The following is a 25,444-nucleotide window of genomic DNA, read 5'->3' as shown; positions in this document are numbered from 1 at the left end:
GACCCGAAACTTGACAGCTTATCTAGTCTAAACAGCCTTCAGAACATTTGTGGCGATCGCGATTAACAACGTCACACCCAACGCCAACCGATACCAAACAAATACCCAAGTACTCTGACGCTGTAAGAATTTTAAGAGCCAAGCGATCGACAAATACGAAAACACAAACGCCGATACAACTCCCACAAATAAAGGCAGTCCCATATCCGCCTCTTTCAATACATCGCCAGCCTGAACCAGAGTTGCGATCGCTAATGTTGGAATTCCTAACAAAAAAGAAAATCGTGCGGCTGTCTCCCGTCGCAATCCTAGAAACAATGCGGCTGTCAACGTCGAACCCGATCGCGATGCCCCTGGCAACAATGCAATCATTTGCCCTAAACCGACCAAAATCCCATCTTTGATCTCCAGTTCATCAAATCCGCGTTTCCGAGTTCCGATTTTTTCTGATAGTGCCAACAGAAGCGACATCACGATCGACATCGTGGCAATAATCGTCACGCTTTCTGGCAGCAGATTTAATTTCTTCAGCACAAAGCCCATTCCTAACGCGGGAATCGTACCGATCGCAATTCCAACGAGAATCTTCCATTCCTCACGATCCCATTCCTTCCGCGCAAATGCCGCTAGTGCTCCAGATAGAATCGATCGAATATCTTTCCAGAAATACATCACCACGGCGACCACACTGCCGAATTGAATCGCATCGATCGCGGCTTTGTTCCATTGAGTTTGCCAGCCGAATACATCTGTGAAAATAATCAAATGGGCGGTACTACTGATCGGCAAAAATTCGGTGATTCCTTGAACTAGACCAAGCACAATGCCTTGAAATAAAGCAAAAAGCTGATTGACCTGACCCGCAACGAGAAAAACTGGCATCGTGTGCTTCCTCAACCTATAGAGCGAAACTCTGGCTGTTGAGTGTACAGCCTTTCTAGAGCTTCTGGTTTCCACTTCCGAAATTCTTGAGTGACATCAGGAAATTTCCGGTAGGATTAGGAATATGCCCCCAGGGGGTATTTGCCAGCTGGAACAATTCAAGATTCTCGATCGATTCTCTGAAAATTTCCTATGGTAATGTTAAGTTAAGTTAATAAAATTAAGCCGGTTTAAGAATCCCTTGATTTCATATCCCCCCAGTTCCACCACAAGTTACTCCCCAGAGGCTGAAGTGATTGCCGTTTCAGAATCTTCATTTGCTGAGCGTCCCGCATCGTCTCGCTCTCTTCTCATTTTTGGTGCATCCGTTTTCTTAGTTTCAGTACCTGTCTTCTTTGAAGCGCCTTTAGTTCGATCATTTCCCCTTCTCGCATTGTTGCTGACTTCTGTTTGGGTCTGGGCATCGATCGCGCTTTCTGCAAAACCTCAAACACGACACTGGGGCGAACTGCTCACGGGCTTTACTTGGACATGGTTAGCCGGATCGCTCTACTGGGGATGGTTTCGCTGGGAGCCAACTTTACACTTACCGATCGAAGCGATTGGACTCCCGATCGCGATTTGGGGCTTAAGACAAAACTGGTGCAAGCTGGGAAACTTTTTCTACTTGGGGTCGCTCTTTGGAACTGCGCTCACGGATCTTTACTTCTATCTAACGGATTTGCTTCCACACTGGCGGAAATTAATGCAGGTGGAACCCGACGCAGTACAGCCGATTTTCCAACAGGCTCTTATGCAGATGTACACCCCCAATGGGATCTTCTGGGTAATATCACTAGCCGCAGTCTTGCTGAGCGTCGGTGTATTTTCGTTGAAGCTGAAAGTCCCGCATTGGGTCGCATTTGGCGGCGCAGTCCTGAGCACGATTCTAGTTGACAGCTTATTTTGGATTGCAGCGACTTTAGCGTAATTGCGGACAGGGCAGAATCAACCCGGATTTTTGCCTCCCAAAGACTGCGGAGATCACAGTCAAAAATAATTCATTCAAGCCTTATATTCCAAGCGCTACTACTGAAACATTTAGCACTCAGGCGTAGCATCATAGGAAAGGATGCTGTTCTTTCCTTGTTGAACCTGTGGTCACCCTCCAACCTCCTCCCCATCTCGTGCTGCACAGCAGCGATTTCAATAACCGCCGTATCCCACTGGTCGGTAATAATTGCTGGACGATCGGACGAAGCGAAGATAACACGTTTGTCATTCGCGATCGCTGGATTTCTCGCAATCACGCGATGCTGCAATGGATGGAAACCGGAGAGTTTTACTTAATTGATTTAGGCAGCCGCAATGGAACCTTTGTCAACGGGCGACGAGTCAGCATTCCGGTAACGCTACAAAACGGCGATCGCTTAACATTCGGTCAAACCGAAGTCGATTTTTTCTGTCCGTTGAATCGTCCTTCTTCTTCAAGTTCAGACGATCCCGACTCCAAAGAATTCACCGCAACGGCAACCCTTCATGTCCGCCGTCTCATTTCGGTTCTCGTCGTTGATATTCGCGATTTCACGATTCTGACTCGTCAACTCGATGAAAAGCTGTTATCGGAAGTCATTGGTACCTGGTTTCGGCAAGCAGGCGACATTATTCGGGAGTATGGAAGCTGGGTTGATAAATACATTGGCGATGCAGTCATGGCGGTTTGGACGCATGGCGCGAATGGAGTTGATCGAGACGAAGCCCTGAGAATTTGTCAGGCAATCAACGCTCTGCACCGGATGACGAGCAATTTATATCACCAATACCCGCTGCCGTTCCCGATTCGGATCGGTGCAGGCGTGAATACTGGATTTGCAATGGTTGGAAATACTGGAAGCGGCGATCGACCGGATTACACCGCTTTAGGTGACACGGTCAACGCAGCTTTCCGTTTAGAATCCGCGACGAAGCAGCTTGGGTTAGATATTGCTTTAGGCGAAAGAACCTACGAGCAATTGACAGAACACATCGAAAACGTGAATTTTCTAGAGCGCTACGTAGTTGAACTCAAGGGATACGACACGCCTACTCCGACTCATGCGTGCTCCTTTGCGGATCTCGATCGCTTTCTCAAAACAACTTTAGACACCTTGCACTAATTTCGATACCGCAAAATGATAGGCTCTAATAAAAGCTGTGTATTGCGTTTGCTCGATCCAGTGGGAGGGATTAACAATGAAACGTTTGATTCGCTTTTTGGCGGTTTTGAGTTTGGTGGTGGGCTGTCTGGGCTGGTTGCCTCAAGCAGCGATCGCAGCAAATTTCAACGGGGTTACGGTGTTGGCAGCGGACTATCGCAACGTGGTCGAAGATAAAATGGCGACCGAGTATGGCAAGAAGCTCGACCTGAATAACACGAATGTCAGAGCATTCCGCCAGTTGCCAGGGTTGTATCCGACTTTGGCAGGTCTGATTGTGAAAAATGCGCCTTACGAGTCCGTTGAAGATGTGCTGAATATTGCAGGCTTGACCGACAAGCAAAAGGAAATTCTGCAAGCGAATATGGATAACTTCGTGACCACCGAAGTATCGAAGGAACTGGTTGAGGGTGGAGACCGTTATAACAACGGAATTTACCGCTAAGATTGTTTTCACTTTGTAGAGTTGCGCTCTCCGCAGATTTTTTCGGTCTGCGTGGAGCGATTTTTTTATTCAAGGAGCATTGATGCTGCAATCTGCGTATGATGTGCTGATCATTGGAGCGGGAGCCGCAGGATTATATACGGCGCTTTCGTTGCCCGATCAATATCGAGTCGGACTGATCACCAAGGATAGTGTGGCTCGGTCTGCGAGTGATTGGGCACAGGGCGGAATTGCTGCGGTGATTGATCCGCAAGATTCAACGGCGCTTCATATTGCGGATACGCTGTCAGCGGGTGTGGGTTTATGTGACGGCGATGCGGTTGAATTTTTGGTCGAAAATGCGGCGGAGTGTATTCATCATTTGGTAGATCTGGGGGTGGCATTCGATCGACATCAGAGCCAGCTTGCTTTGACCTTAGAAGCCGCTCATTCTCGTCGTCGAGTCCTTCATGCTGCGGATACGACTGGAAGAGCCGTTGTGAGCGTTTTAGCCGAACGAGTGTTAGAGCGCGAAAATATTCAAGTTTTGGATCAGACCTTTGTTCTGGATTTGTGGCTTGATTCAGAAAATCGCTGTCAAGGTGTTTGCTTGATTCACCAATCTGAAGTGCATTGGATTCGCGCTCAGGCGGTAATTCTAGCAACTGGGGGAGGCGGACAGGTTTTCGCTCAAACTACAAATCCGGCAGTGAGTACCGGAGATGGAGTTGCGATCGCACATCGAGCCGGAGCCACCTTACGCGATCTCGAATTCGTCCAATTTCATCCCACGGCATTGACGATACCCGGTGCGCCGAAATTCTTAATTAGCGAAGCCGTTCGAGGAGAAGGAGCGCATTTAGTCGATCGGTCTGGACACCGTTTCGCCTTCGATTACCATCCATCCGGTGAACTCGCGCCGCGTGATGTGGTCAGTCGTGCGATTTTCAACCACATTCAAAAAACCGAAGCCGATCCCGCGACTGCAACCGTTTGGTTGGATTTGCGTCCGATTCCAGCAGAAACGATTCAGCATCGATTTCCAAACATCATTCAGGTTTGTCAAAAATGGGGCGTAGATGTGTTCAAAGAGCCGATTCCAGTCGCACCCGCAGCACATTACTGGATGGGTGGAATTGGCGCGGGTTTGGAGAATGAAACGTCGATCGAACATCTTTACGCAGTCGGTGAAACTGCCAGCACCGGAGTTCACGGAGCAAATCGACTCGCGAGTAATTCTCTATTGGAATGCTTAGTATTTGGGGCACAGTTTCGATCGCTAAACCTAGAACCCATTCCCGCATCTCCTCTAAAACCCGTCGAACCCGTTTCAGTTCCGTTTGAATCGGGCGCGTTGCCGCGTGACGAAGTCATCGAGCAATTCCGTTCTGCTCTGCCCCGAATCGTTTGGCAAAGTGCAGGAATTTCACGAGAGCAGAAGACCTTAGAAAATGCGATCGCTCAAATCGAATCTTGGCAACAAGAATTTCTCCAACTCCCGTTAAGTCAGCTTCTCTGCGATCTCAAGCCTGAACAATCCTTTAAGCTAAACCTCACAGAAGAGGAGCTTCGCGATTGGGGCGAGTTGTATAACTTATTCGACGTAGCAGCATTAATTCTGAAAAGCGCAGCGATGAGACAGGAAAGTCGTGGAGGACATTATCGCTCTGACTTTCCCAACCCTTCCGAAGTTTGGCGCGTTCATACGATCGTCGAACTCGATCGCTGGTCAACCGCACCCGTCAAAGATATTTCTGCACCACTTCCCAACCCGTAATCGACACCCAAACCAGCCCCAAACAAAGCAGAAAATTTACGCCAATATGAACTGATCGCGCCCAAGGCTGACTCGGAATTTGTACCGCACTCCAAGCTGAGAGGAAAACGAGTTCCACCACCGCAAGTCCTGACCAAAGATGATTCGAGTGTCCGAGACTGCCGTAATGCCCGATCGTGCCCACCAACCCGATTCCCAAGAGAACGAGAACGAAGATCGCGATCGCAATTCCCGTTCCGATATGCAGCGATCGCATTTTTCTCGCGCCAAACAGCAAGCCTGAACCCGTCACCACTTGAACGAGATAAGCTGCGATCGTCAGTCCCATCGCCCAAGCCGCAATCTTCCACAACCAAATAAAAGAAGGTAAATCCAAAGCAGTCACCGAAACCTGTCTTCTTAATTGTGCAAAAAAAGAACCGCGATCGCGGTTCTTGAGGTCGAAATCAGTTTTTTAACAAACAATACGAAACCGTTATTCTTAAAGAAATGCAAAGCATTTACACAACTTTATGAGAAGTCACTGCCAATCCGAGAGACTGGGGAAACGGTTCATCATCACCCTCCTCGCTCACCATCAGAGTCGAACAGGGAATCGTATCGGATAAAATTGCGCTCGCCATCATTCCGGTATGAATCTCTAGTTGAGCGGTCGAAACGGCTTCAAATAACAATCGCTGACCCGGAAAAACCACGCGCTCAAAATACCAATTGGGCACATTTGTAATCCGAGCAATTTGAATTAGGCTCGTCGCATTTACATAGCAGCAAAGAATTGGGTCAGATCCTTCCGATGGAAGAGGATCAAGAATTTGAGGCATGGCGGTTTAAGATCCTACGCTAAAAAACAGGCTGTATCTGAACACTAACACTGAGCGATCCCTGACAACTGTAAAGGCGATTACCAACGATTTCTTTTTACGACGATTTATGCCCTGAAATTGAGCAGCATCAAGCGATCGAGAAAAAGTTAAATCTACTTAACTTATGGATACCCAATACAATAAAAATACAAGCGAAAATTGATTTTCTCGATTCGCTTGAATCCAAAACTTCGTTCCAAGTCATGCAGAGAACCGAAGTCAGTGATATCGTAAAGTTATGTGAAACAATTTCAGGAACGGTATGGAAACGCGGATTCTCTACGTTCGGCTCCCTTGCAATCCCATTTTCCCGATCGGCGTGGTCTACCTCGCTGATCATGTCCATAAGCAGTTTCCCGAAATCACCCAGAGAATTTTCGACCTCGGCACAGTTCCGCCACTCGATTACGCTTCTGCGCTCGATGCCTGCATTGACGAGTTCAAACCAACGCTTCTGGTTTATTCTTGGCGCGATATTCAGATTTACGCTCCGGTCGGTGGACGCGGCGGCAACCCGCTTCAATACACTTTCGAGTACTACTACGCCTCAAATCCCTTTCTGAAAGCACGCGGCGCACTAGGTTTACTTAGAATTGCATCCGGCTACTACGGCGAACTGTGGCGCAACTCGAATCTGATTGGTCGAGGTGTAAAACGGGCGAGACAATACAATCCCGATGCCAAAATCGTTGTCGGTGGCGGCGCTGTGAGTGTGTTCTACGAGCAAGTTGCGAAAAGCTTACCGAAAGGCACGATCGTATCTGTGGGTGAAGGCGAAACGCTGCTCGAAAAACTGCTGCGAGGTCAGGATTTTCTCGACGAACGGTGCTACATCGTGGGGGAAACAAAACCCCGCGATCGCATGATTCACGAATTCCCGACCCCGATCGAGAAAACTGCCTGTAACTACGATTACATCTCGCAAATCTGGAAAGAATTCGAGTACTATTTCCAATCTCAAGACTTTTACATCGGTGTTCAAACGAAACGCGGCTGTCCTCACAACTGCTGCTATTGCGTCTACACCGTGATCGAAGGCAAACAAGTTCGGATTAATCCCGCTGACGAAGTTGTGAAAGAAATGCAGCAACTTTATAAAAAGGGAATCCGTAACTTCTGGTTTACCGATGCTCAATTCATCCCAGCCCGAAAATACATCGACGATGCGATCGCACTGCTGCAAAAAATTGTCGATGCAGGCATGACCGACATTCATTGGGCGGCTTACATTCGTGCAGACAATCTCACGCCTGAACTCGCGGATCTGATGGTCAAGACCGGAATGAACTATTTCGAGATTGGCATCACTAGCGGTTCTCAGGAACTCGTTCGCAAAATGAGAATGGGCTACAACCTCAGAACCGTTCTAGAAAACTGTCGCGATTTGAAAGCGGCTGGATTCAATGATCTGGTTTCCGTGAACTATTCATTTAATGTGATTGACGAGCGACCCGAAACGATTCGACAAACGATCGCGTATCACCGTGAACTCGAACGCATCTTCGGAGCCGATAAAGTCGAACCTGCGATCTTCTTCATCGGTCTGCAACCGCACACCCATCTAGAAGAGTACGCTTTCAAAAACGACATTCTCAAACCGGGTTACGATCCAATGAATGTCAAACCTTGGACGGTGCGGAAACTGCTTTGGAATCCAGAACCGCTCGGCTCCTTCTTCGGTGAAGTCTGTTTGCAAGCCTGGAACCGTAATCCCAACGATTTCGGACGCGAAGTAATGGATATTCTAGAAGAGCGACTCGGACGGGCAGATCTTGAAGAAGCTTTGACCGCCCCAATCGATAAACCCAATCCTCAACTTGTTACTGCCCCTTAATTTCCCCTGCTTATGTTGGAAGGTTCAATTCTCAACGATCTTAGAGTAGCTCACCAGTCCGGAGCCATCGGCAAACGTCCGCTTAACTTTGGGGTGTACTACAAAAACACTTTAGTTTCGCTGTGCCACGCCCTCGAAGACTGTATTCTAAGCTGCTCTAGTGCGCCCTTAGTCATCACTGCCTTCCAACGGGGAAAATGGTACCTCCAAGAAGCCGATCGCTACAGTGAAATCGCCGATCGCGCCGATCAAATTGTGATCATGGCTTCTTCGGATACTGGATTCCAAGACCATCCCACCAGTCAGCGATCGAATGTCGCCTTAGTCGAACTCGATCAAGCTGATCCAGTTGCTCAAGAATGGCACTTAATGATCTTGGCTCCCTCTTACACGGCAATGGTTCTCTGTCAGGAACTATCCGCCGAAGATTACGGTGCTCAAGGGATTCCCACCGAAGACTTAGAGCGAAAATTCTACGGCTTCTGGACATTCGAGGCAGGATTAGTCGAAGAAACGATTAACTTTGCGATCGAACATATTGATCAATACAATCCCGACTTAGCCAAGCATCTCCGCTCTAAAGTCGCTGAAATCAAAGCTCACCCTAGCGAACAGGATGAAATCTATCAAGCAGTTTCGATGGTAGTGAGCTATCTTCAGACTGAGCAGGCAGAACTACGGACACGCTCCAAACACGAAGCCTTAGATAACAATCTCACCTCGAACGAACTGCAAGCCTTTCTTCGCCTCGCTCAACTCATTGATCAAACTGATATCAGCAATCCAAACGCCGCCGCTGAAGTTGCATCCTTATCCGAAGCAATGGCACAACTGCTTGATCTTCCAGCTTGGCAATTGAATCGATTACGGCTTTCTGCATTGCTTCACCGATTAGCTTTCTTAAAAACATCTGATAGTGTTCTCAGTCCAGGTAGCTTCGGGCGCATTGCAGATCATCAAACGGAAGCTCCTTGCTGTCCGATCGTTCCCGGTGCTCAAATCCTCCGAAATATGGGAAGACTGAACGCGATCGCGACTATCGTCACGCATCAATCCGAACAGTGGAACGGACAAGGACAACCTGCGGGACTTGCAGGCGATGAGATTCCTTTAGAGTCTAGAATCCTTGGATTGTTAGCTGAATTTCAGCAACGAGTGACACAACATCGATCGAGCAATCCTGAAACAGCATTATCGATCGCGCTTTCCGAATGTCAAGCTGAAGCAGGCGATCGCTGGGATAGTAAACTTGTAGAAGCATTAACGCTTTTAGTCAGTGCGATGCAACAAGGACTTAGCTTACCGATTCAAGTTCCGAAGATTGCTGCTGGAATGTGGCTTCTCGACTCGCATTCAGACGAAGCCCTATTAGATTTGTCTGCCAAAGTGACGGAGCAAGTATAAATGGACATTCAGGCAATTCGATCGGGCAAAGTTAAACAGCTTGCAGGAGTAGATCTACAAGACGAAGATTTCTCGAAATCAGAGCTAAGCGGTGCAAATTTTGCAGGGGCAAAGCTCTCTGGTGCTGACTTCACCAATGCAAAACTTTCTGGTGCGGTCTTAGATGGTGCCAACCTAGTCGGCTGTCAACTCATCGGCACAGATCTAAGAGCATCATTAACGGGCGCGAATTTGATGCAGGCAGATTTAACTGAGGCAGATTTGCGGGGAAGTAACTTACGTGGGGCGAACTTGATGCGATCGCGTCTCACTCGTGCCAATCTAGCAGGTGCATTTCTCAGCGGCACAAACCTGATGGGAGTCAGCTTACAAGGTGTTGATTTACGAGGAGCAGATCTACGCGGAGCAAATCTGAGCGGTGTTAATCTTCATGGTGCAAACTTAAGCCAAGCTGACCTACAAGGCGCACAACTGAGCGAAGCGAATTTGGAAGAAGCTGATTTACAAGGTGCAAACTTAGCAGGCGCGAATTTAGCAGGCGCGAATTTACTTTGTGCTGAACTACAAGATGCAAACCTTGAAGGCATCAACCTGATCGGAGCTTGCACCATTGGAACAGTTCTTGCTCAACCGATGAGTACAATGCCTTAGGGTGTGTTTTAAAACTCACGCTTCGTTCATTTCCGCCCCGGAATGGAATTCGGGGCTATCGGTGCGAAGTCCTTTGAAAAGGACTAAAGAGACTCAAATTGGCTGTTAGTCCCCTTTAGTGGACTTCGTTTGGTTAGCCCCGAATTCTATTCCGGGGCGGGTGAGCAACGGAGTGAAAAGGTTCTAAAACATGCCCTAGCGGTCTGAACCAGCTTACTCACTATTCTTTTTTGTTTTATATGCTCTGTGATGCGCCACTTGCTCTTACAGTCAAGCAGCCATGATGCAAGTTCTCCATGTCAATCAAACAGATATTTCAGGTGGAGCGGCGATCGCGGCTCATCGTCTCCATCAAGGACTATTACAGCAAGAAATTGATTCTCGATTCTTAGTGAGCCGCAAGGAAACTCAAGACGATCGCGTTTCTCTCATTCCCTCTGCATCTCGCACTGAGAAACGCATTCAGCGATTGACTGATCCATTGGGATTCACACAGATTCACTTACTTTCAACTTTTAATCTAAGCAAACATCCAGCTTATCAATCTGCGGATGTCATCAACTTTCATAACTTACATGACGGGTACTTTAACTATCTAGCACTCGCACATTTAACTCAAGATAAGCCCGCAGTACTAACCCTGCACGATATGTGGTCGATTACAGGACATTGTTCTTTTAGCTTTGGATGCGATCGCTGGAAAATCGGCTGTGGTCGTTGTCCAGATTTAGAGATTTTCCCACCGATGAAGCGCGATCGTACCCGATGGGAATGGAAGCTCAAACAGTGGACTTATCAGAAAGCGAATTTAACGATCGTCGCTCCGAGTCAATGGTTAGCTTCAGTTGCGAGAGAAAGCCCATTGTTCCGCTCCTTTGCAGTGCATCATATTCCTTATGGAATTGATACTGAAATGTATCAGCCGCTTGATCCAGAGCACTGTCGCGCACAGTTAAACATTCCGAAAGGTAAGAAAGTATTGTTGTTCGTTGCAACGCATCTTCAGGAATGGCGCAAAGGCGGGGATTTATTGTTCGCCGCACTACAACAGTTACCTGAATCGTTGAAAGCTGAAACCGTGTTGTTAATGCTAGGAGAAGGTTCAGTCAAAGAGATTGAAATAGAAGCGATTGCACTTGGCTACATCCGGGATGAACACTTAAAAGCAATCGTCTATTCAGCCGCAGATTTATTTGTATTTCCCACTCGTGCTGATAACTTGCCCTTAGTTCTTCAAGAAAGTCTTGCGTGTGGAACACCGATGATTTCTTGTGATGTGGGTGGTGTTTCAGATTTAGTGCGTCCGGGAGTGACTGGATATCTGGCAAAACCGGAGGATACTAATGATCTTGCTCAAGGAATTGTGATGTTACTAGAAGACGAAGAACAACGATCGCAGATGAGACAACAGTGTCGAGCGATCGCACTTTCCGAATATCGAATTAATCTGCAAGCTCAGCGATATTTAGACCTTTACAACCGTCTTTTGGTATAAGTTCACTCCATCGGTAGACAGGAGCGCGCGATCGCTTGTCATACGATGAATCTAATTTTAGACAAATGGCTGCTCGTTCATGACTTCTCACCCTCTCACGCCCTTGAGTGAATATCAGCGATCGTCACAACCTGCAACCGATACTCAACACTACAAGCAGTACTTGGAAGCAATTTGTAACAATGCAACGCTGGCGCTATTTGTCATGGATGAACACCAGCAGTGTGTGTATATGAATCCTGCGGCTGAGCAGCTTACAGGATTTACTCTCGCAGAAGTGGAAGGACGAGCGTTACATGATGTGATTCATCACACGCGACCGGATGGAACGCCTTATCCTTTGTGCGAATGTCCGATCGATCAAGTTTTTCCCAAAAACAATCAAGAACAAGGCGAAGAAGTGTTCGTGCATCGGAACGGGCACTTTTATCCGGTGACGTATACCGCAAGCCCGATTCGACAAAGCGGGAAAACGATCGGAACCGTGATCGAAGTGCGGGATATTACTCAGGAGGAATTGGCAGCACAAGCCCAACAAGAAGCGACCGAGCGAGAACGAGTCTTGCGGCAAGCAGCAGAAAGCGCGAAAGAACGAGCCGAAACTGTTTTGCAGAGTATCACTGAAGCGTTTGTGGTGTTCGATCGAGAGTGGCATTATCTCTACGTGAGTCCGTCCGCAACGCGATTATTGCAAAAATCAGAAGCAGAATTGATTGGGCGGCGCGTTTGGGATGTCTTCCCCGATTTGGTCGCGACTCCGGTTTATGAGGCTTATCATCGCAGTGTAGCTGAGCAAATCCCGATCGAATTTGAGTTTCTTTATCCGACCTGGGATCGGTGGTTTGTCAATCGGGCTTACCCCTCGGATAAAGGGCTATCAGTCTTTGTGACAGATATTACCGATCGCAAACACACAGAACAAGCATTGCGAGAGAGTGAAGCTCGGTTTCGTCGCTTGTTCGAGGGGAATATGGTGCCGCTGGCGATTTGGACGATCGAAGGCAGAGTGACCGAGGCAAATAATGCCTTGCTTGATTTGATTGGATATAGTCGATCGGAGCTTGAAGCGGGACAGATTAGCTGGAGAGCGCTTACACCGCCTGAGTGGGAAGCGCAGGATGCGAAAGCAGTTGAAGAAGTTGTAACTCAAGGATATTCTACGCCTTACGAGAAAGAGTACTGGCACAAAGATGGACGGCGGATTCCGATTTTGATTAGCGCGGGACTGTTTGAAGATGGTTCACAGAGCGGATACTACTTTGCGATCGATCTCACGCAACTTAAACAAACCCAAGCCAGCTTAAAAGAAGCGGATTCATTGCTGTCTTCGGCGTTAGCTGCAGGATCGATCTATACATGGCGCTGGGATCTGCGGCAAAACCTAATTTTCATTGATCTAGAATTTGCGAATTTGTTTGGTGTGTTGCCCGAAAATGCAAGTCAAGGATTGCCGATCGAGTTTTTTTTAGCGGGAATGCACCCGGACGATCGCGAATCGGTTTCGGCGGCGATTCGCAAAGCGATCGACACTGGAGAAGAGTATTTCGCAGAATATCGGCTGCAATCGGTCAAGGGTGAACGCTGGGTACTCGCACGCGGACGAGTCGAATACGATGCGAATGAGATTCCGATCTCGTTTCCGGGAGCCGTTTGTGATATCACCGAGCGTAAACAGATCGAAGCCGCACTCCGAGAAACCGAAGAGCGCTTAAGATCCGCGATCGAGTGTGCCAAACTGGGAACCTGGGATTTTAATCTCCTTACTGAACAACTCACCTGGGATAACGGCTGCAAAACGATGTTTGGATTGTCGATCGATGCAGAAGTGAACTATGCACAGTTTGAATCGTTGCTGCATCCTGAAGATCTGGCTCTCACAAATCAACGGGTCGAAGCTGCGATCGCTCCGGGCAGTTCAGGAGAATTCAAAGCCGAATATCGCGTGATTCGGGCTTCGGATGGCGCTGAGCGCTGGATTTCAGCAACTGGACAAGCACTATTCGATCCATCCGGCAAAGCAGTTCGACTGATTGGAGCCGTGATCGATATTACTGAAACCAAGCAGCAAGAAGCAGAACGCCAGCAACTTCTAGAACGAGAACAACGCCTGCGCGAACAAGCGGAACAAGCGAACCGGATTAAAGACGAATTTCTGGCGGTACTCTCGCACGAATTGAGAACGCCACTGAATCCGATTTTAGGTTGGGTACGAATGTTGAGAGCCGGAAAATGTCCGCCTGCAAAAGTTCCGCAAGCCTTAGAAACGATCGAGCGCAATGCTCAACTGCAAGCTCAATTGATCGAAGATTTGCTGGATGTGTCACGCATTCTGCAAGGTAAGCTCACCCTGAATTCGGATTCAGTGAATTTAGTTGAGACAATCCGAGCCGCATTAGAAACGGTGCAACTCGCCGCTGAATCGAAAGCGATCGAGGTTCACCTTCATCTAGATTCTGATGTTGAAACAGTGCGAGGGGATGCGAATCGATTACAGCAAGTGCTCTGGAATTTACTCTCGAATGCGGTGAAGTTTACCGATCATGCTGGACGGGTTGACGTGAAGTTATCCCAGGTTGGCACTGAAGCAGAAATTCAGATTCGCGATACTGGAAAGGGGATTCGATCGGAAGTGCTGCCGTATATCTTCGATCGCTTTCGTCAAGGGGATTCTTCGACGACTCGCCAGTTTGGCGGATTGGGATTAGGACTAGCGATCGCTCGTCATTTAGTTGAGTTACACGGCGGGACGATTTCGGCTGAAAGCGCGGGTGAAAATCAAGGGGCAACGTTTACGGTGAGGTTGCCGCTCTCACTCTTTCAGATGCAGAGTGATGCTCCAGAGATGCCCAAATCAAGTCGTGATCTTGCTGGAATTAAAATTCTCGCGGTCGATGATGAACCGGATAATCTGGATTTTCTCGTGTTTTTGCTAGAGGCGATGGGCGCGATCGTTGAAAGTGCTCGATCGGCAAAATCTGCATTTGAAAAGCTTTCTGAGTTCCAGCCGGATTTACTCATCAGCGATATTGCAATGCCCGATCTTGATGGGTATCAATTGATTCAGCAGATTCGAGAACAGATTAATGTTCCCGCCATCGCGCTCACGGCTTATGCAGGTGAAACCAATCAGCGTCAGATTTTAGCAGCAGGATTTCAGCAACATTTAGCGAAACCCGTTGACCCAGATGAACTGGTGAATACGATCGTGGCTTTGCTCAATTAAGAAAAGGGCTGTTTGTCAGTCAGAACTCAGGCTGCACAACTGTTTCTACTGACAAACAACACCCACTCAACTGCTCGAACATCTCCACGATAAGTAATTTCCTACATCGGCTACATTCCCCGGACGGGTACTTTCTGCGATCGAACTCTCCCTTCAGGTTGACGGATTCGTAGGGTCGATCAGAAACACTAAGAGATCACATATAACATTAGGATCTAACAATGGCAAATACGGCTCAAACAGCAAACGTTAACGATACGATCGCGCTTTTAAAATCGGGATTAGTATCGATCAATCCAGAAACTGCAGTCGCAAATATTGAATCCTGGCAGGCGCAGCTTAAAGGCACACCGTTTGCCGAAACCCTAGGAGAACTCAAGTTAGCGATCGATGGCGGTGTTCGGAGCGGCGAGATTGGCTCAATTTTGTCTGATTTAGCCAAGCAATTGAACAATGCCGCAGAATCACAAGAAGGAGAAGTTGCGACTCAACTGCGACAGTTGGCGCAAGTTCTTGCTAGTGCAATGCAGTAGAGCAAGAAACGCTAAGAGGGTGTTCTGGTAAACAGTCATTCCGCTGCGTTGCACTCCCGCCCTGAAATAGAATTTCGGGCTAATCGGCGAAAGTCTACTGAAGTAGACTCAGAGGAAGCTTCAAGCTTCTTAGTCCATTTTCAATGGACTTGCGTCGGTTAGCCCGAAATTCATTTCAGGGCGGGATGTAGCAACAACGAAGAGTACTCAAATATCGTCTAGAAAAGCGAATCTTCTAGAGTGTTCCTTCATCTAATAAAGAAACACAGAACCGTTACTTTCAAGCCGCAGCGTCGGACTATCGATTCCTAAGTCAGTTGTGGCATCGAGCGTAACCTCGATCGTACCGGGAGCCTTTTCTTTCGGAGTGACATTCAATAAACCGGAATCTTGTCGATCGAGCGTCAGTGTCGTGGGAACTCTCAAGCCCTGAAGGTTCACGGTTCCACGTCCTGGTAAAGTTCTAATTTCAGTATCCCCGATCGCTTGGTAAGTAATCGCAGCATTGGTGAGATTGATCAACGTGATATTCACGCGATCGCCATTCAACTTAACTTGCGCTCTCGGAACGAACTGCGCTTCTGGTGCGGGAGTCGTTGCAGGTCTGGTAGATTGAGCAAACGCTGGAGCAATCGATCCGGTGCTGACTAAGATTGCTGCTAAGATTCCAAATTCGATTTTTTTCAGCATAATTTCGTGGTTGATTAAACTCTGCATTTGGGGAAATCTGGTATCTTTCCCGTTGGCTTCATCATACCCAGCTCATTCCTTAATCAATACTTCACAGGTGTGTCATCTGTGTAACTGGGCGATCGCACTCGGTCGCCCAGTGTGATCTAACCTCTACCGCTGCAATGTCTCCAAAATTGGCATACTCTTGCTGTGACCGTTGTGAGCAAACTTCTCTCCTAACAGTTGACGATAAACGGCTTCATAGCCATCAACCATTTGTTTCACGCCAAACTTGGTCTCAACATGACGACGACACGCCCATCGATCGATTTGATCAATCCGTTGAACGGCTGCCACACATTCATCCACGCTTTGACATAAGAAACCTGTTTCCTCATGCACAATCACTTCTGAGGTCGCACCCAATTCCATCGCAATCACAGGTGTTCCAGCCGCCATTGATTCGATCATGACTAAACCAAACGGTTCGCACCAAGTAATCGGAAATAAGGTTGCGATCGCATTTCCCATCAGTCGATTCTTCTGCACATGATTCGCTTCACCAAGATATTGAATCTGTTCGCCATCAATGTGAGGTTTGATCTCCTGCTCGAAATAATCGACATCAACGCGATCGACTTTGCCTGCCATTTTCAGCGGGTAGCCTGCGCGCTTTGCAATCTCGATCGCGTGATGGGGTCCTTTTTCGGGGGACAGTCGCCCTAAAAAAGCCAGATACGGCGGGGCATCTGGCTCAGGATAAAAGTGATGGGTGGAAGGATCAATCCCGTTATAAACCGTAGCAACGTAGTTTAATCCTAATCGGGGTTCTCGTTGAGTGTTGGAGATACTAACGTAAGATTGTGATTTACAAGAACTAAAAGCTTTCTGGTTATCTAAACTAAATGTGCCATGTAAAGTATGCACTGTAGGCGTTTTAACTAATTGGGAGCAAGCTAAAGCAGCAAACCCAATATGCGAATGAATGATGTCAAACTTGTGAGCATTTTGGTAGACGCGACTGAGTTGAATCGCTTCGTAAACGGAATGCTCTTTTACAGCGGGATCAAGTCGCAATGCACTAGGGTGAATTGCATCGAGTGTGGCTTGAGTGGTCGAATCTCCGGTCGCAAACAACGTCACTTCATGTCCGCGTCGCACGAGTTCTTCGGTCAATAAACTCACTACTAATTCTGCTCCACCATATGCGGGCGGGGGTACCGTTTCCCACAGAGGAGCAATCTGAGCAATCCGCATCGTAAGCCTCCAAACTAAAAGTATCGACCCAAACGATAAACTTTTTATAAAGCTTCCGCATCTGGCTACAGCACTACTACTACGGAAAGATGACCTGAGCATTGGGAATCACACAGGTTGATTCTGCCATCCAATCGAAGATTTGTTCTAGCTCGGTGAGATTGATCAAGCCATACTGCCAGAGCACGATCGGAAGTAAGTTCGGAGATTGTTCGCATTGTTGCAGGGCAAGCGCGATCGAGTTCGATGAGACATTCAGTTCGTCGGTGAGAAATTGAATCAAGCGAGTCGTTTCAGGCATGGGGTTCTTCGATCACTTGAATGCGACCGAGACGAATGGCATAAAGTAAGCGATCGATGGCTTGTTTTTCTTCATCGCTGATCTGGTTTTCGAGTAATACGGTTCTCAGGTGTTGGCAATCTTGCAGGGTCATTCTGCCACTGCTGCTAACTTTGGCAAACACTTCAGACAGGTCAGGTGCGAGCGACAAATCGTTCATCGGGAAATCTAATAAAGCACTGTGATATTACTATCGACGCTTTGACTTGAAAGATCGGTGACAGCTCCAGAACGGGTATGTGACTTTTTACTTTCAAGAGAGTGATAGATATCACGCTTTTAGGAGAAAACCCGGTCATGATAACTTCTGTAAGTTTGGATGCAACACAAATTCAAGCAGCGATCAGCGAAATTGATACGTTTGAACAATCGAGTGCTGCGGGTGTTTGGGCGTGTTTAGAAAAGGCGACGATCGTTGCAGAGCTGCGATCGCGCATTGCTGACCCTTTCCAAGTTAACCAGGGCGGACAACCATTTTGCGGTCCTGCGTGTGTGCTGTTTGAATTAGTTCGCAAACAACCGATTCGCTATGTGCAAATTTGCCGAAATCTGTTTGAAAGTGGCGGATTTCAAGGGACGACACAATGGATTCGAGCGAGTGAAGCACTGCGGGGAAATGTCGATCGCAATCTGCGGATGAGCCAAACGGATTGGATGGTGCTGGCAACCCTGAGAGAGTCTGAGTCTTCGTTATTTCCAATCGAGCCGAATGCTTCGGAGTTGATTCGTAATCTGGCGGGCATGACAAAATCTTGGGAGATTAAAGGCTGGATTCGAGAGCTTTTGGGCTATTCCAAGACGGACTATCATCAGGCGTTTTTGTTTAGTGATATCGAGGCGATGAATCAATCGATCGCGGCGATTCAAGCGGGGGGTGTGGCGTTGTTGTTGGTTACGGCTGAGGGCTTGTTACAGGGGAATCCGCTGCCGATTCCGTTTCCGAGTCATTGGGTAACGCTGTTGGGAAATTTTCGGGTGAATGGTGAGCAGGTTTCGTTTGATGTGTATACATGGGCGAAGCAGGTGACGCTTCAGACGGATATGAGTTCGTTTAAGAAATATTTTTGGGCGGGTGTGACGGGGATGCCTTGAAAATAAATGATTCCACCGCGAAATCTAGGTACCCTGAGTTTGATGAGATTTTTCGCTCCGTTTTTGGGTGTTTCGCCCCCTAAATTCCCCATTCTGAGGGACTTTGAAGGTAGCGGCATTTCCCTAATTGAATCGATTTTTCCACTCAAAGTCCCCCAGTTTTGGGGGATTTAGGGGGCAGAAGCCCCAAACAGCGAAGCGAGATGATTCATCGAATTCACGTTGATTCGGTGCTCCGCATTTGTAATTGGGAATTCATTCGATACCGTTGCATCGCACCCGTGATCTGAACCGCGATCGCTTCAAATCCCCGATACCAAGATTTCGGCAACACCTTCAGCAAATAAGCCGCAAATAACGTTTGTAAGGTTCGATGTGGCTCCTCGACCAAAATGGCAGGATAGGTCGAAATCGCTTGGTGAATTAAATCGATCGACATTCTCCGATCGCGCAACGAAACCGCCCGTCTTGCCAAGTGCCGATACTGATACGACATTGCAGGCGCGTTCCATTCTTGTGCCTCTAACGGTGCCCAATCTTCTAAATCTTGTAGCATCGCTTCCCAAGAATGCAGCTTCTTCATTAATTGAGCCGAGTGACTCTGAGAACTAATTCGATACAGCGTCAACGCTTCCGGAATGCCTTCAAACTGACACTTGGTTTTCAGCGCAATCCTGATCCAGCATTCGACATCTTCAGAGGGGTGCAATCGTCGATCCGGGTTGAAATAGCACACCTCACCCGCATCATTCACGAACTCGATCGCTTCTAAAATCGACTTGCGAATCACCGGAACCGAGCCATTTCCGATCGGGGTTCGACAGAGTAAATCGATCGGTGTAATTCCGCTCATCTTGGTCAACTGCAACAAGCCCATCTCTTTGCCCTGATCATCGATGAATCGAGACGGGCAAAAACTCACACCTACTTCAGGATTGCGATCGAGATGTTCGATATGTTTCGCCAATTTATCTTCTGTCCAAAGATCGTCTCCGTCTAAAAAGGCGACATACTCCCCTTGCGCGTGACGAATTCCCAAATTGCGAGCGGCTGCCGGACCTTGATTCTCTTGGTGCAAAATCTTAATCCGGGGATCGTGAAACTGCTGACAGATTTCGATACTACAATCTTGTGACCCATCATTTACTAAGATCACTTCAAAATCAGAATAAGACTGCGCCAGAACGGATTGAATCGTTTTACCGATATACGCTTCGGCATTGTAGACCGGGACTACTACCGTAATTTTATGGATCATAAGAAGCTATCAGGAACTGCTCATAACCGTAATTTTGCGTATGTCGATCGGCATCTCCAAGAGTACAGGCATGAAATTTATCGCTCGATTACAAAAAATCAGCCAAATAAAAAGCCCTCGCGAAGATGCGAAGGCTTGAGAGCATGTATTTTTTGTGAGCGTATATTTACTAATACAGATCAGTGTTACACGCTAATGGACACGGGTGATTTAATGGAACGAATCACGACTTGCTGATCCTCATCCACGTCTGCGATCGCTTTATCTCCGTCTTGAATCTGTCCCGATAAGATCGCTTCTGCTAAACTATCTTCGAGCAATCGAGCGATCGCACGACGCAACGGACGCGCCCCGTAACTCGGATTGTAGCCATCGACCACGACGCGCTCTTTAAAGCGATCGGTGACTTCGAGCGTGATGCCTTGCTCTGCAATCCGGGCTGCCGCCTCTTGAATCATCAAGTCAGCAATCTGAACCACTTCCTCACGGGTTAGTTGACGGAAGACAATAATCTCATCGATCCGGTTAAGAAACTCCGGTCGGAAGTACTGCTTTAATTCGTCATTCACCAGCGTACGGATGCGGTTGTACTGAATCGACTCAGAAGAGCCAGTCTCAGTCGCAAATCCCAATCCAGCGCCGCCTTTTTCGATCACTTTCGAGCCTAAGTTCGAGGTCATGATGATCAGTGTGTTCTTGAAGCTGACGGTACGACCCTTGGCATCGGTCAAACGACCATCATCTAAGAGTTGCAGCATCATATTGAACACATCCGGGTGAGCCTTCTCAACTTCATCAAAGAGAATCACCGTGTACGGATTGCGACGAACGGCTTCGGTCAGTTGTCCACCTTCGTCATATCCGATATAGCCAGGAGGCGAACCGATCAGTTTAGAAACCGTGTGCGATTCCATGTACTCAGACATATCGAGACGAATCATCGCTTCTTCAGAACCGAACACCGCTGCGGCAAGAGCTTTCGCAAGTTCAGTCTTACCGACTCCAGTTGGACCGGAGAAGATAAACGATGCGATCGGGCGATCCGGATCTTGTAAGCCCACACGCGCACGCTTAATCGATCGCGCTACTGCTGTCACTGCTTCATCCTGTCCGATCACACGCTGATGCAGCACTTCATCCAAGTGCAACAACATTGCTGATTCGGATTCAGTCAGCTTGCTCACGGGAATGTTCATCCAAGAAGAAATCACCTGTGCGATATCTTCTTCGGTGACAACAGGCAGGACTCCAGCAGGAACATCGGTTGCGAGTTGTTTTTCAAGTTCGATTTCTCGATCGCGCAATTGTCCCGCTTTATCAAAGTCCTGAGCGGCTACTGTGGCTTGCTTTTCTTTCTGAATTTGCCGCAGTTCTTTCTTCAGAGCTTTCAATGCTGGATTCGTATTCCGCAAGCGCACCAAGGAACCTGCTTCGTCGATTAAGTCGATCGCTTTATCTGGCAAAAATCGATCTGTAATATAGCGATCAGCTAATTTCGCGGCAGCTTCTACGGCTGAATCGTCGATCTGTAATTGGTGATGCTGCTCATAGCGATCGCGCAATCCTTTTAGAATGTCGATCGTTTCTTCGACCGTCGGTTCACCGACCATCACAGGCTGAAATCGCCGTTCTAATGCAGGATCTCGCTCGATATGCTGACGGTATTCATCTAAGGTCGTCGCCCCTAAGCACTGAAGCAATCCACGAGCCAAAGCAGGCTTCATCAGGTTTGCTGCATCCATTCCGCCACCCGTCGAGCCAGCGCCCACGAGCGTATGAATTTCATCAATCACTAGAATAATGTTGCCGGATTCTTGCACTTCATCCAGGATTTGTTTCATCCGTTCTTCAAACTCGCCCCGGAAGCGCGTTCCAGCCAACAAGCTACCCACATCAAGCTGGAAAACCTGCTTGTCTTGCAGCAATTCGGGAACCGCTTGATCGTAAATGCGTTGTGCGAGTCCTTCCGCGATCGCAGTTTTACCGACTCCAGGTTCGCCCACCAAAACGGGATTATTCTTAGTACGACGACCGAGAATTTGAATCACGCGATCGAGTTCGTTCTGCCGTCCGATCATCGGATCAAGCTTACCTTCAGCAGCCATCTGAGTCAGATCCGTTCCAAACTCATTGAGCGCGGGTGTTTTCTTGCTATTACCAACTTTGCGCGGAGCAGGTTTTCCAGCGGCAACCGGTTCTTGAGCAAGCGACACTTGAGCGCGAATATCATCCGGATTCAGACCCAACTGGCTCAAAACTTTGATTGCCACACCTTGGTTATCATCGACCAAGGACAACAGAATATGCTCCGATCGAACGTAGCGCATTCCCATCAACTGGGCTTGTTGTAGCGCACGTTCAAGAATCTGGCGCGTTTTGGGCGTAAAGGGAAGTTCTCCAAACGACGAGCCAGATCCACGACCGATAATCTTTTCAATTTCTAATCGTGCGGTGTCTAAAGTCGCACCTAGGTCATTCAAAACCGACGCTGCGATCGTGTCATCCTGTCTGAGTAAGCCCAGCAAAATTGCTTCGGTGCCCACGGAATTTTGCCGAAGCCTACGAGCTTCTTCCTGGGCAAACATGATGGTCTCGATCGCCTGATCGGTGAAGTATTCAAACATCGGGCTTTCTCCACTATGCGAGGTCTGCGCTGAGTCTCTGTAACGGAGTGTCAGCGACAGAGAGCAACGAACTATACTTAGTTGTAAACTTTTCTATAGTTCTTCACCCCACTCTAGCGGGGGAGTCTAACTGGCAACGAGGGAGGATAACCGTCAAAAAAATTGGGCAACCGTACTAGTTTTAGGATGGTCGATCGTCGTCGGTTGGATCGGGTTCGTTGGCTTCGGTCATGCCTTCTTTGAAGTTGCGAAGGGTTTTTCCGAATGTTCCACCCAGTTCAGGAATTTTCTTAGGTCCAAAAATCAGCAAGGCGACTAGGCAAATGACTCCGATTTCGACCCAACCTAAATTAAACATAGCGTTCTCTCCGGTGCAATGTTCTTACTGTAGCGGTTTCGGGGGCGGGTTTCACCGTTGGAGAAGCGGGAAAATGGATTGAATGTCGATCGGGCGTTGCCCCTAAAAATTCAATATAACTGTCGCTCGTCCTGAGTCTCGAATTCATCCAGGCTCAAGAATAGTGTCTCTGCACCCATGCTCAATACTTCATTCGACAACTCAGGAGTATTTTGCTCGTACTGAATTTCATCAATTCCGTCCCAAAGTTCTGAGAGGGGGAGAGTTTGTCCTGATTCAGATTGACGAAGGGACTCTTTGAAATCAGCAAGAATTCGTTGTTTTGAATCGTTTTCTGGGTCAAACTCGTCGCTGCCTGTTGCTTCAATCTCTCGCATAGTACGACTTGCCCTTGAAGTTTGTAGATCTTAGCAAGTCTCAATTCGCTCAACCTGCAATAGATCCGATCGCACAAAAAATCGGGAGATCGCAACCTCCCGACTTCGATTCTCAACGCTCTAGAATTCGCCGACTGGAATCCGCGCCGCGTGACCCCAGAACGACTCTAAGCCGTAGTATTCGCGCTCTTGGGGCATCATCACGTGCACAATCACATCGCCGAAATCTTCCACAACCCAAGACCCCTCAGCAAAGCCCTCCGATCGAATCGGCTTGAGGTTCATCGTCTCTTCGATTTTTTGCTCGATCGATCGAGCAATTGCTCGGACTTGCACCTTGGAATAGCCGCTCACTAAAACAAAATAATCTGCCAGAACCGTGACATCGCCCACTTTCAGCAACACAATATCGCTCCCTTTCCGCTCATCGGCTGCCTCTGCCGCTAAACGCGCCAAGAGTTCACTGCGATCGTCGATGTTGGTCATCGGTGTGGAAAGGGTTTGTTGGTTAGAAAGTTCTGTCATTCAGGTTTGAATTCCTTTTACGAAGTGGTTTTGTCAATTAGCCCGTTTTGCCTCAGCTTGTTTATACTGCTGCAAAAACGCATTGCGAGTCTGAACCGTACGCGGATGGATCAAGTGACCCGCTTGAATCAGATGTCGAAGAGAGACATCCGCCGCTCTCCAAGTTGCCTGAATCAAGTCTCGCCGACTCAAAGCACGCAATTCCTCTAACTCTGGTGTGTTTCCGCGTCCTGGCTCTAAACCGTCTGCCAGATACACCACACAACCGAGTAAGCTCATGGTCGGACTGCCAAGCGTATGATGACGAATGGCATCCAGAATGTCCTCATCTCGAATCCCGAATTCGTCACGAGCAACGATCGCGCCTGCATCGGCATGGAGTAAATGAGGATTGGTTTCATCGATCGGATCGAGCGTCAAACCTTCGGCGATCGCCATATTTAACAATCGTCTTGGCTTGAAGAACTTCGCCAAATCGTGCATCAAAGCTGCCTGAGCCGCTTTCTCGACGTTTAGATCGTGGAGCTGGGCAAGCTCGATCGCGAACTGCTCTACTCGCAGAATATGTCGAATCCGAGTTTCAGGGACATTTCCTTTGAGCCACGCCAGAACTCTAGCACGAGTTCGATCCGGGGGCGGTAAGAGTCCTGAGAGCGCGATCGATTGATTCACCTGCGGCGAAGTCCCATCAGTCTGTAGTGCTTTGGGCAATTCACGCATAAGTGTAACTAACTCCCGTTAGTGACACCGAGCAAGCAATCCTCGACATTCAACGTTCTCATCCTCTCAGTTCTGGTCTTATTCTAACGTATGTCTTGAGACTAGACCGCCCTGGTTGTAAGTTCGGTTTTCTCGGCAGACGGGCAGAATTTCGAGTGATAGCATGGGAGCTAAAAGCAGTCAATTAAGCCTCGTACAGAACTTAAGCAAAAAGGTAAAAAGGCGATGTTTTTTCACTGGACTTATCTCCTGCTGATTCCCGGCATGATTTTGGTATTCTGGGCACAGCAGCGGGTACAAAGCACCTATCGCAAATATTCAGAGATCCCGTCCAAGATGGGATTGACCGGGGCACAGGTGGCGAAGACGATTCTCGATCGTATGGGCATTTACGATGTCAGCGTGGAACATGTGCCGGGTGAGTTGACCGACCATTATGATCCGAGCGCGAAAGCGGTTCGATTGTCGGATGTGGTTTATAACTCGAACTCGTTAGCGGCGGCGGCGGTTGCAGCTCATGAATGTGGTCACGTTCTGCAAGATGTGAAAGGCTACAAGCCGATGAATATGAGAGCGGCACTGGTTCCGGCGGTGAACTTGGGCGCGAATTTTGGTCCGATTTTGATTATGGCGGGTCTGTTTATTAGCGCACTGGGTAAAGTATTTATTCCGTTGGGGATTGCACTATTTGCAGCGGTGATTATTTTCCACATTGTGACCTTGCCCGTAGAGTTTGATGCGTCGAATCGAGCTTTGCGCTTGATCGATGAGTTAGGAATTTTGCAGGGTGAAGAGAATCAAGGAGCGCGGAAGGTTCTGAATGCAGCGGCGTTTACCTATGTGGCGACGGCGTTGTATGCCTTGCTTCAATTGTTGCAATACATTTTGATTGCACTGGGTCAGCGTGATTAATTGAAGCTAGATCATTTTGAAGAACCGATGGGATGATTTCCTGTCGGTT

Annotated in this window: 25 protein-coding genes; 12 read left to right on the top strand and 13 right to left on the bottom strand. The window is 48.1% G+C overall.

The genetic code is table 11. The annotated features are described in order from the left end of the window. Nucleotides 1-27 precede the first annotated feature (27 nt). Complete coding sequence (locus tag NIES2104_RS10875; protein WP_058998234.1) at nt 28-882, bottom strand: undecaprenyl-diphosphate phosphatase; 855 nt, start codon at nt 880-882, stop codon at nt 28-30. Between the two features lie 241 nt (nt 883-1,123). Here NIES2104_RS10875 and NIES2104_RS10870 point away from each other — a divergent pair, with 241 nt between their 5' ends. The 4 genes from NIES2104_RS10870 (at nt 1,124) to nadB (ending at nt 5,257) form a co-directional block, all read left to right on the top strand. Further along, entirely contained in the window at nt 1,124-1,852 is a 729-nt protein-coding gene (locus tag NIES2104_RS10870; RefSeq protein WP_058998233.1) for a DUF3120 domain-containing protein, read from the top strand. A gap of 166 nt (nt 1,853-2,018) precedes the next feature. After that, on the top strand, nt 2,019-3,017 hold the full coding sequence (locus NIES2104_RS10865) for an adenylate/guanylate cyclase domain-containing protein (protein ID WP_058998232.1): 999 nt from the start codon (nt 2,019-2,021) through the stop codon (nt 3,015-3,017). Between the two features lie 76 nt (nt 3,018-3,093). Further along, nucleotides 3,094-3,501 (top strand): photosystem II complex extrinsic protein PsbU, encoded by a 408-nt coding sequence (psbU, locus tag NIES2104_RS10860; RefSeq protein WP_058998231.1) that lies wholly within the window; start codon nt 3,094-3,096, stop codon nt 3,499-3,501. Between the two features lie 82 nt (nt 3,502-3,583). Beyond that, nucleotides 3,584-5,257: an L-aspartate oxidase gene (gene nadB, locus NIES2104_RS10855; RefSeq protein ID WP_058998230.1), complete on the top strand. Its 1,674-nt coding sequence runs from the start codon at nt 3,584-3,586 to the stop codon at nt 5,255-5,257. Here nadB and NIES2104_RS10850 read toward each other — a convergent pair. Next, on the bottom strand, nt 5,223-5,633 hold the full coding sequence (locus NIES2104_RS10850; protein WP_059001665.1) for a DUF4079 domain-containing protein: 411 nt from the start codon (nt 5,631-5,633) through the stop codon (nt 5,223-5,225). The two genes, nadB and NIES2104_RS10850, sit on opposite strands and share 35 nt — an antisense overlap. A 124-nt stretch (nt 5,634-5,757) precedes the next feature. Continuing rightward, nucleotides 5,758-6,078: a DUF1830 domain-containing protein gene (locus NIES2104_RS10845; RefSeq protein WP_058998229.1), complete on the bottom strand. Its 321-nt coding sequence runs from the start codon at nt 6,076-6,078 to the stop codon at nt 5,758-5,760. A 304-nt stretch (nt 6,079-6,382) separates the two neighbouring features. Between NIES2104_RS10845 and NIES2104_RS10840 the strand changes: the two genes are divergently transcribed. The 6 genes from NIES2104_RS10840 to NIES2104_RS10815 all read left to right on the top strand — a co-directional run bounded on the left by NIES2104_RS10840 (nt 6,383) and on the right by NIES2104_RS10815 (nt 15,260). Then, nucleotides 6,383-7,954 (top strand): photosystem II high light acclimation radical SAM protein, encoded by a 1,572-nt coding sequence (locus NIES2104_RS10840; RefSeq protein ID WP_058998228.1) that lies wholly within the window; start codon nt 6,383-6,385, stop codon nt 7,952-7,954. A 12-nt stretch (nt 7,955-7,966) separates the two neighbouring features. Continuing rightward, entirely contained in the window at nt 7,967-9,358 is a 1,392-nt protein-coding gene (locus NIES2104_RS10835) for a DICT sensory domain-containing protein (RefSeq protein WP_058998227.1), read from the top strand. Beyond that, nucleotides 9,359-10,009: a pentapeptide repeat-containing protein gene (locus NIES2104_RS10830; protein ID WP_058998226.1), complete on the top strand. Its 651-nt coding sequence runs from the start codon at nt 9,359-9,361 to the stop codon at nt 10,007-10,009. 280 nt (nt 10,010-10,289) lie between these two features. Beyond that, a complete protein-coding gene (locus NIES2104_RS10825; RefSeq protein WP_304608004.1) occupies nt 10,290-11,504 on the top strand; it encodes a glycosyltransferase family 4 protein in 1,215 nt (404 codons plus the stop codon). Nucleotides 11,505-11,583: 79 nt separating this feature from the next. Further along, nucleotides 11,584-14,727 carry a PAS domain S-box protein gene (locus NIES2104_RS10820; protein ID WP_058998225.1) on the top strand — a complete coding sequence of 1,048 codons (3,144 nt, stop codon included), beginning with the start codon at nt 11,584-11,586 and terminating at the stop codon, nt 14,725-14,727. A gap of 221 nt (nt 14,728-14,948) precedes the next feature. Next, nucleotides 14,949-15,260, top strand: coding sequence for a hypothetical protein (locus NIES2104_RS10815; protein WP_058998224.1), 312 nt, complete (start codon nt 14,949-14,951; stop codon nt 15,258-15,260). 252 nt (nt 15,261-15,512) lie between these two features. Here the strand turns inward: NIES2104_RS10815 and NIES2104_RS10810 are convergent, their stop codons facing one another. From NIES2104_RS10810 to NIES2104_RS10795, 4 genes are all read right to left on the bottom strand, one after another. Further along, nucleotides 15,513-15,950 (bottom strand): hypothetical protein, encoded by a 438-nt coding sequence (locus NIES2104_RS10810; RefSeq protein WP_156426921.1) that lies wholly within the window; start codon nt 15,948-15,950, stop codon nt 15,513-15,515. Between the two features lie 153 nt (nt 15,951-16,103). Continuing rightward, nucleotides 16,104-17,189 (bottom strand): glycosyltransferase family 4 protein, encoded by a 1,086-nt coding sequence (locus NIES2104_RS10805; RefSeq protein ID WP_058998222.1) that lies wholly within the window; start codon nt 17,187-17,189, stop codon nt 16,104-16,106. A 79-nt stretch (nt 17,190-17,268) separates the two neighbouring features. Then, nucleotides 17,269-17,490 carry a DUF2949 domain-containing protein gene (locus tag NIES2104_RS10800; protein ID WP_058998221.1) on the bottom strand — a complete coding sequence of 74 codons (222 nt, stop codon included), beginning with the start codon at nt 17,488-17,490 and terminating at the stop codon, nt 17,269-17,271. Continuing rightward, on the bottom strand, nt 17,483-17,689 hold the full coding sequence (locus NIES2104_RS10795) for a hypothetical protein (RefSeq protein WP_058998220.1): 207 nt from the start codon (nt 17,687-17,689) through the stop codon (nt 17,483-17,485). Before NIES2104_RS10795 ends, NIES2104_RS10800 begins: the two co-directional genes overlap by 8 nt. 137 nt (nt 17,690-17,826) lie before the next feature. On the opposite strand from NIES2104_RS10795, the gene NIES2104_RS10790 reads away from it, so the two are divergent. Continuing rightward, entirely contained in the window at nt 17,827-18,621 is a 795-nt protein-coding gene (locus NIES2104_RS10790; protein WP_058998219.1) for a hypothetical protein, read from the top strand. Nucleotides 18,622-18,838: 217 nt separating this feature from the next. Here the strand turns inward: NIES2104_RS10790 and NIES2104_RS10785 are convergent, their stop codons facing one another. The 6 genes from NIES2104_RS10785 to yqeK all read right to left on the bottom strand — a co-directional run bounded on the left by NIES2104_RS10785 (nt 18,839) and on the right by yqeK (nt 24,483). Further along, entirely contained in the window at nt 18,839-19,879 is a 1,041-nt protein-coding gene (locus NIES2104_RS10785; protein WP_082689966.1) for a glycosyltransferase family A protein, read from the bottom strand. A gap of 185 nt (nt 19,880-20,064) precedes the next feature. Beyond that, nucleotides 20,065-22,503: an ATP-dependent Clp protease ATP-binding subunit gene (locus NIES2104_RS10780; protein WP_058998218.1), complete on the bottom strand. Its 2,439-nt coding sequence runs from the start codon at nt 22,501-22,503 to the stop codon at nt 20,065-20,067. A gap of 181 nt (nt 22,504-22,684) precedes the next feature. Further along, complete coding sequence (locus tag NIES2104_RS10775) at nt 22,685-22,861, bottom strand: twin-arginine translocase TatA/TatE family subunit (protein ID WP_058998217.1); 177 nt, start codon at nt 22,859-22,861, stop codon at nt 22,685-22,687. Nucleotides 22,862-22,971: 110 nt separating this feature from the next. Continuing rightward, the gene (locus NIES2104_RS10770; protein ID WP_058998216.1) at nt 22,972-23,238 is read right to left on the bottom strand and encodes a hypothetical protein; all 267 of its coding nucleotides are present in this window, start codon (nt 23,236-23,238) and stop codon (nt 22,972-22,974) included. Between the two features lie 120 nt (nt 23,239-23,358). After that, on the bottom strand, nt 23,359-23,763 hold the full coding sequence (gene rsfS, locus NIES2104_RS10765; protein ID WP_058998215.1) for a ribosome silencing factor: 405 nt from the start codon (nt 23,761-23,763) through the stop codon (nt 23,359-23,361). A gap of 33 nt (nt 23,764-23,796) precedes the next feature. Next, nucleotides 23,797-24,483 carry a bis(5'-nucleosyl)-tetraphosphatase (symmetrical) YqeK gene (gene yqeK / locus NIES2104_RS10760; RefSeq protein WP_082689965.1) on the bottom strand — a complete coding sequence of 229 codons (687 nt, stop codon included), beginning with the start codon at nt 24,481-24,483 and terminating at the stop codon, nt 23,797-23,799. A gap of 225 nt (nt 24,484-24,708) precedes the next feature. Here yqeK and NIES2104_RS10755 point away from each other — a divergent pair, with 225 nt between their 5' ends. After that, on the top strand, nt 24,709-25,395 hold the full coding sequence (locus NIES2104_RS10755) for a zinc metallopeptidase (protein ID WP_058998214.1): 687 nt from the start codon (nt 24,709-24,711) through the stop codon (nt 25,393-25,395). The last annotated feature ends 49 nt before the right edge of the window (nt 25,396-25,444 follow it).

Source organism: Leptolyngbya sp. NIES-2104 (assembly GCF_001485215.1).
In the GTDB taxonomy this organism is placed as follows: Bacteria; Cyanobacteriota; Cyanobacteriia; order Leptolyngbyales; family Leptolyngbyaceae; genus Leptolyngbya.
The sequence above is the reverse complement of the archived record's forward strand: the minus strand, read 5'-3'. Positions and strand labels throughout refer to the sequence as shown.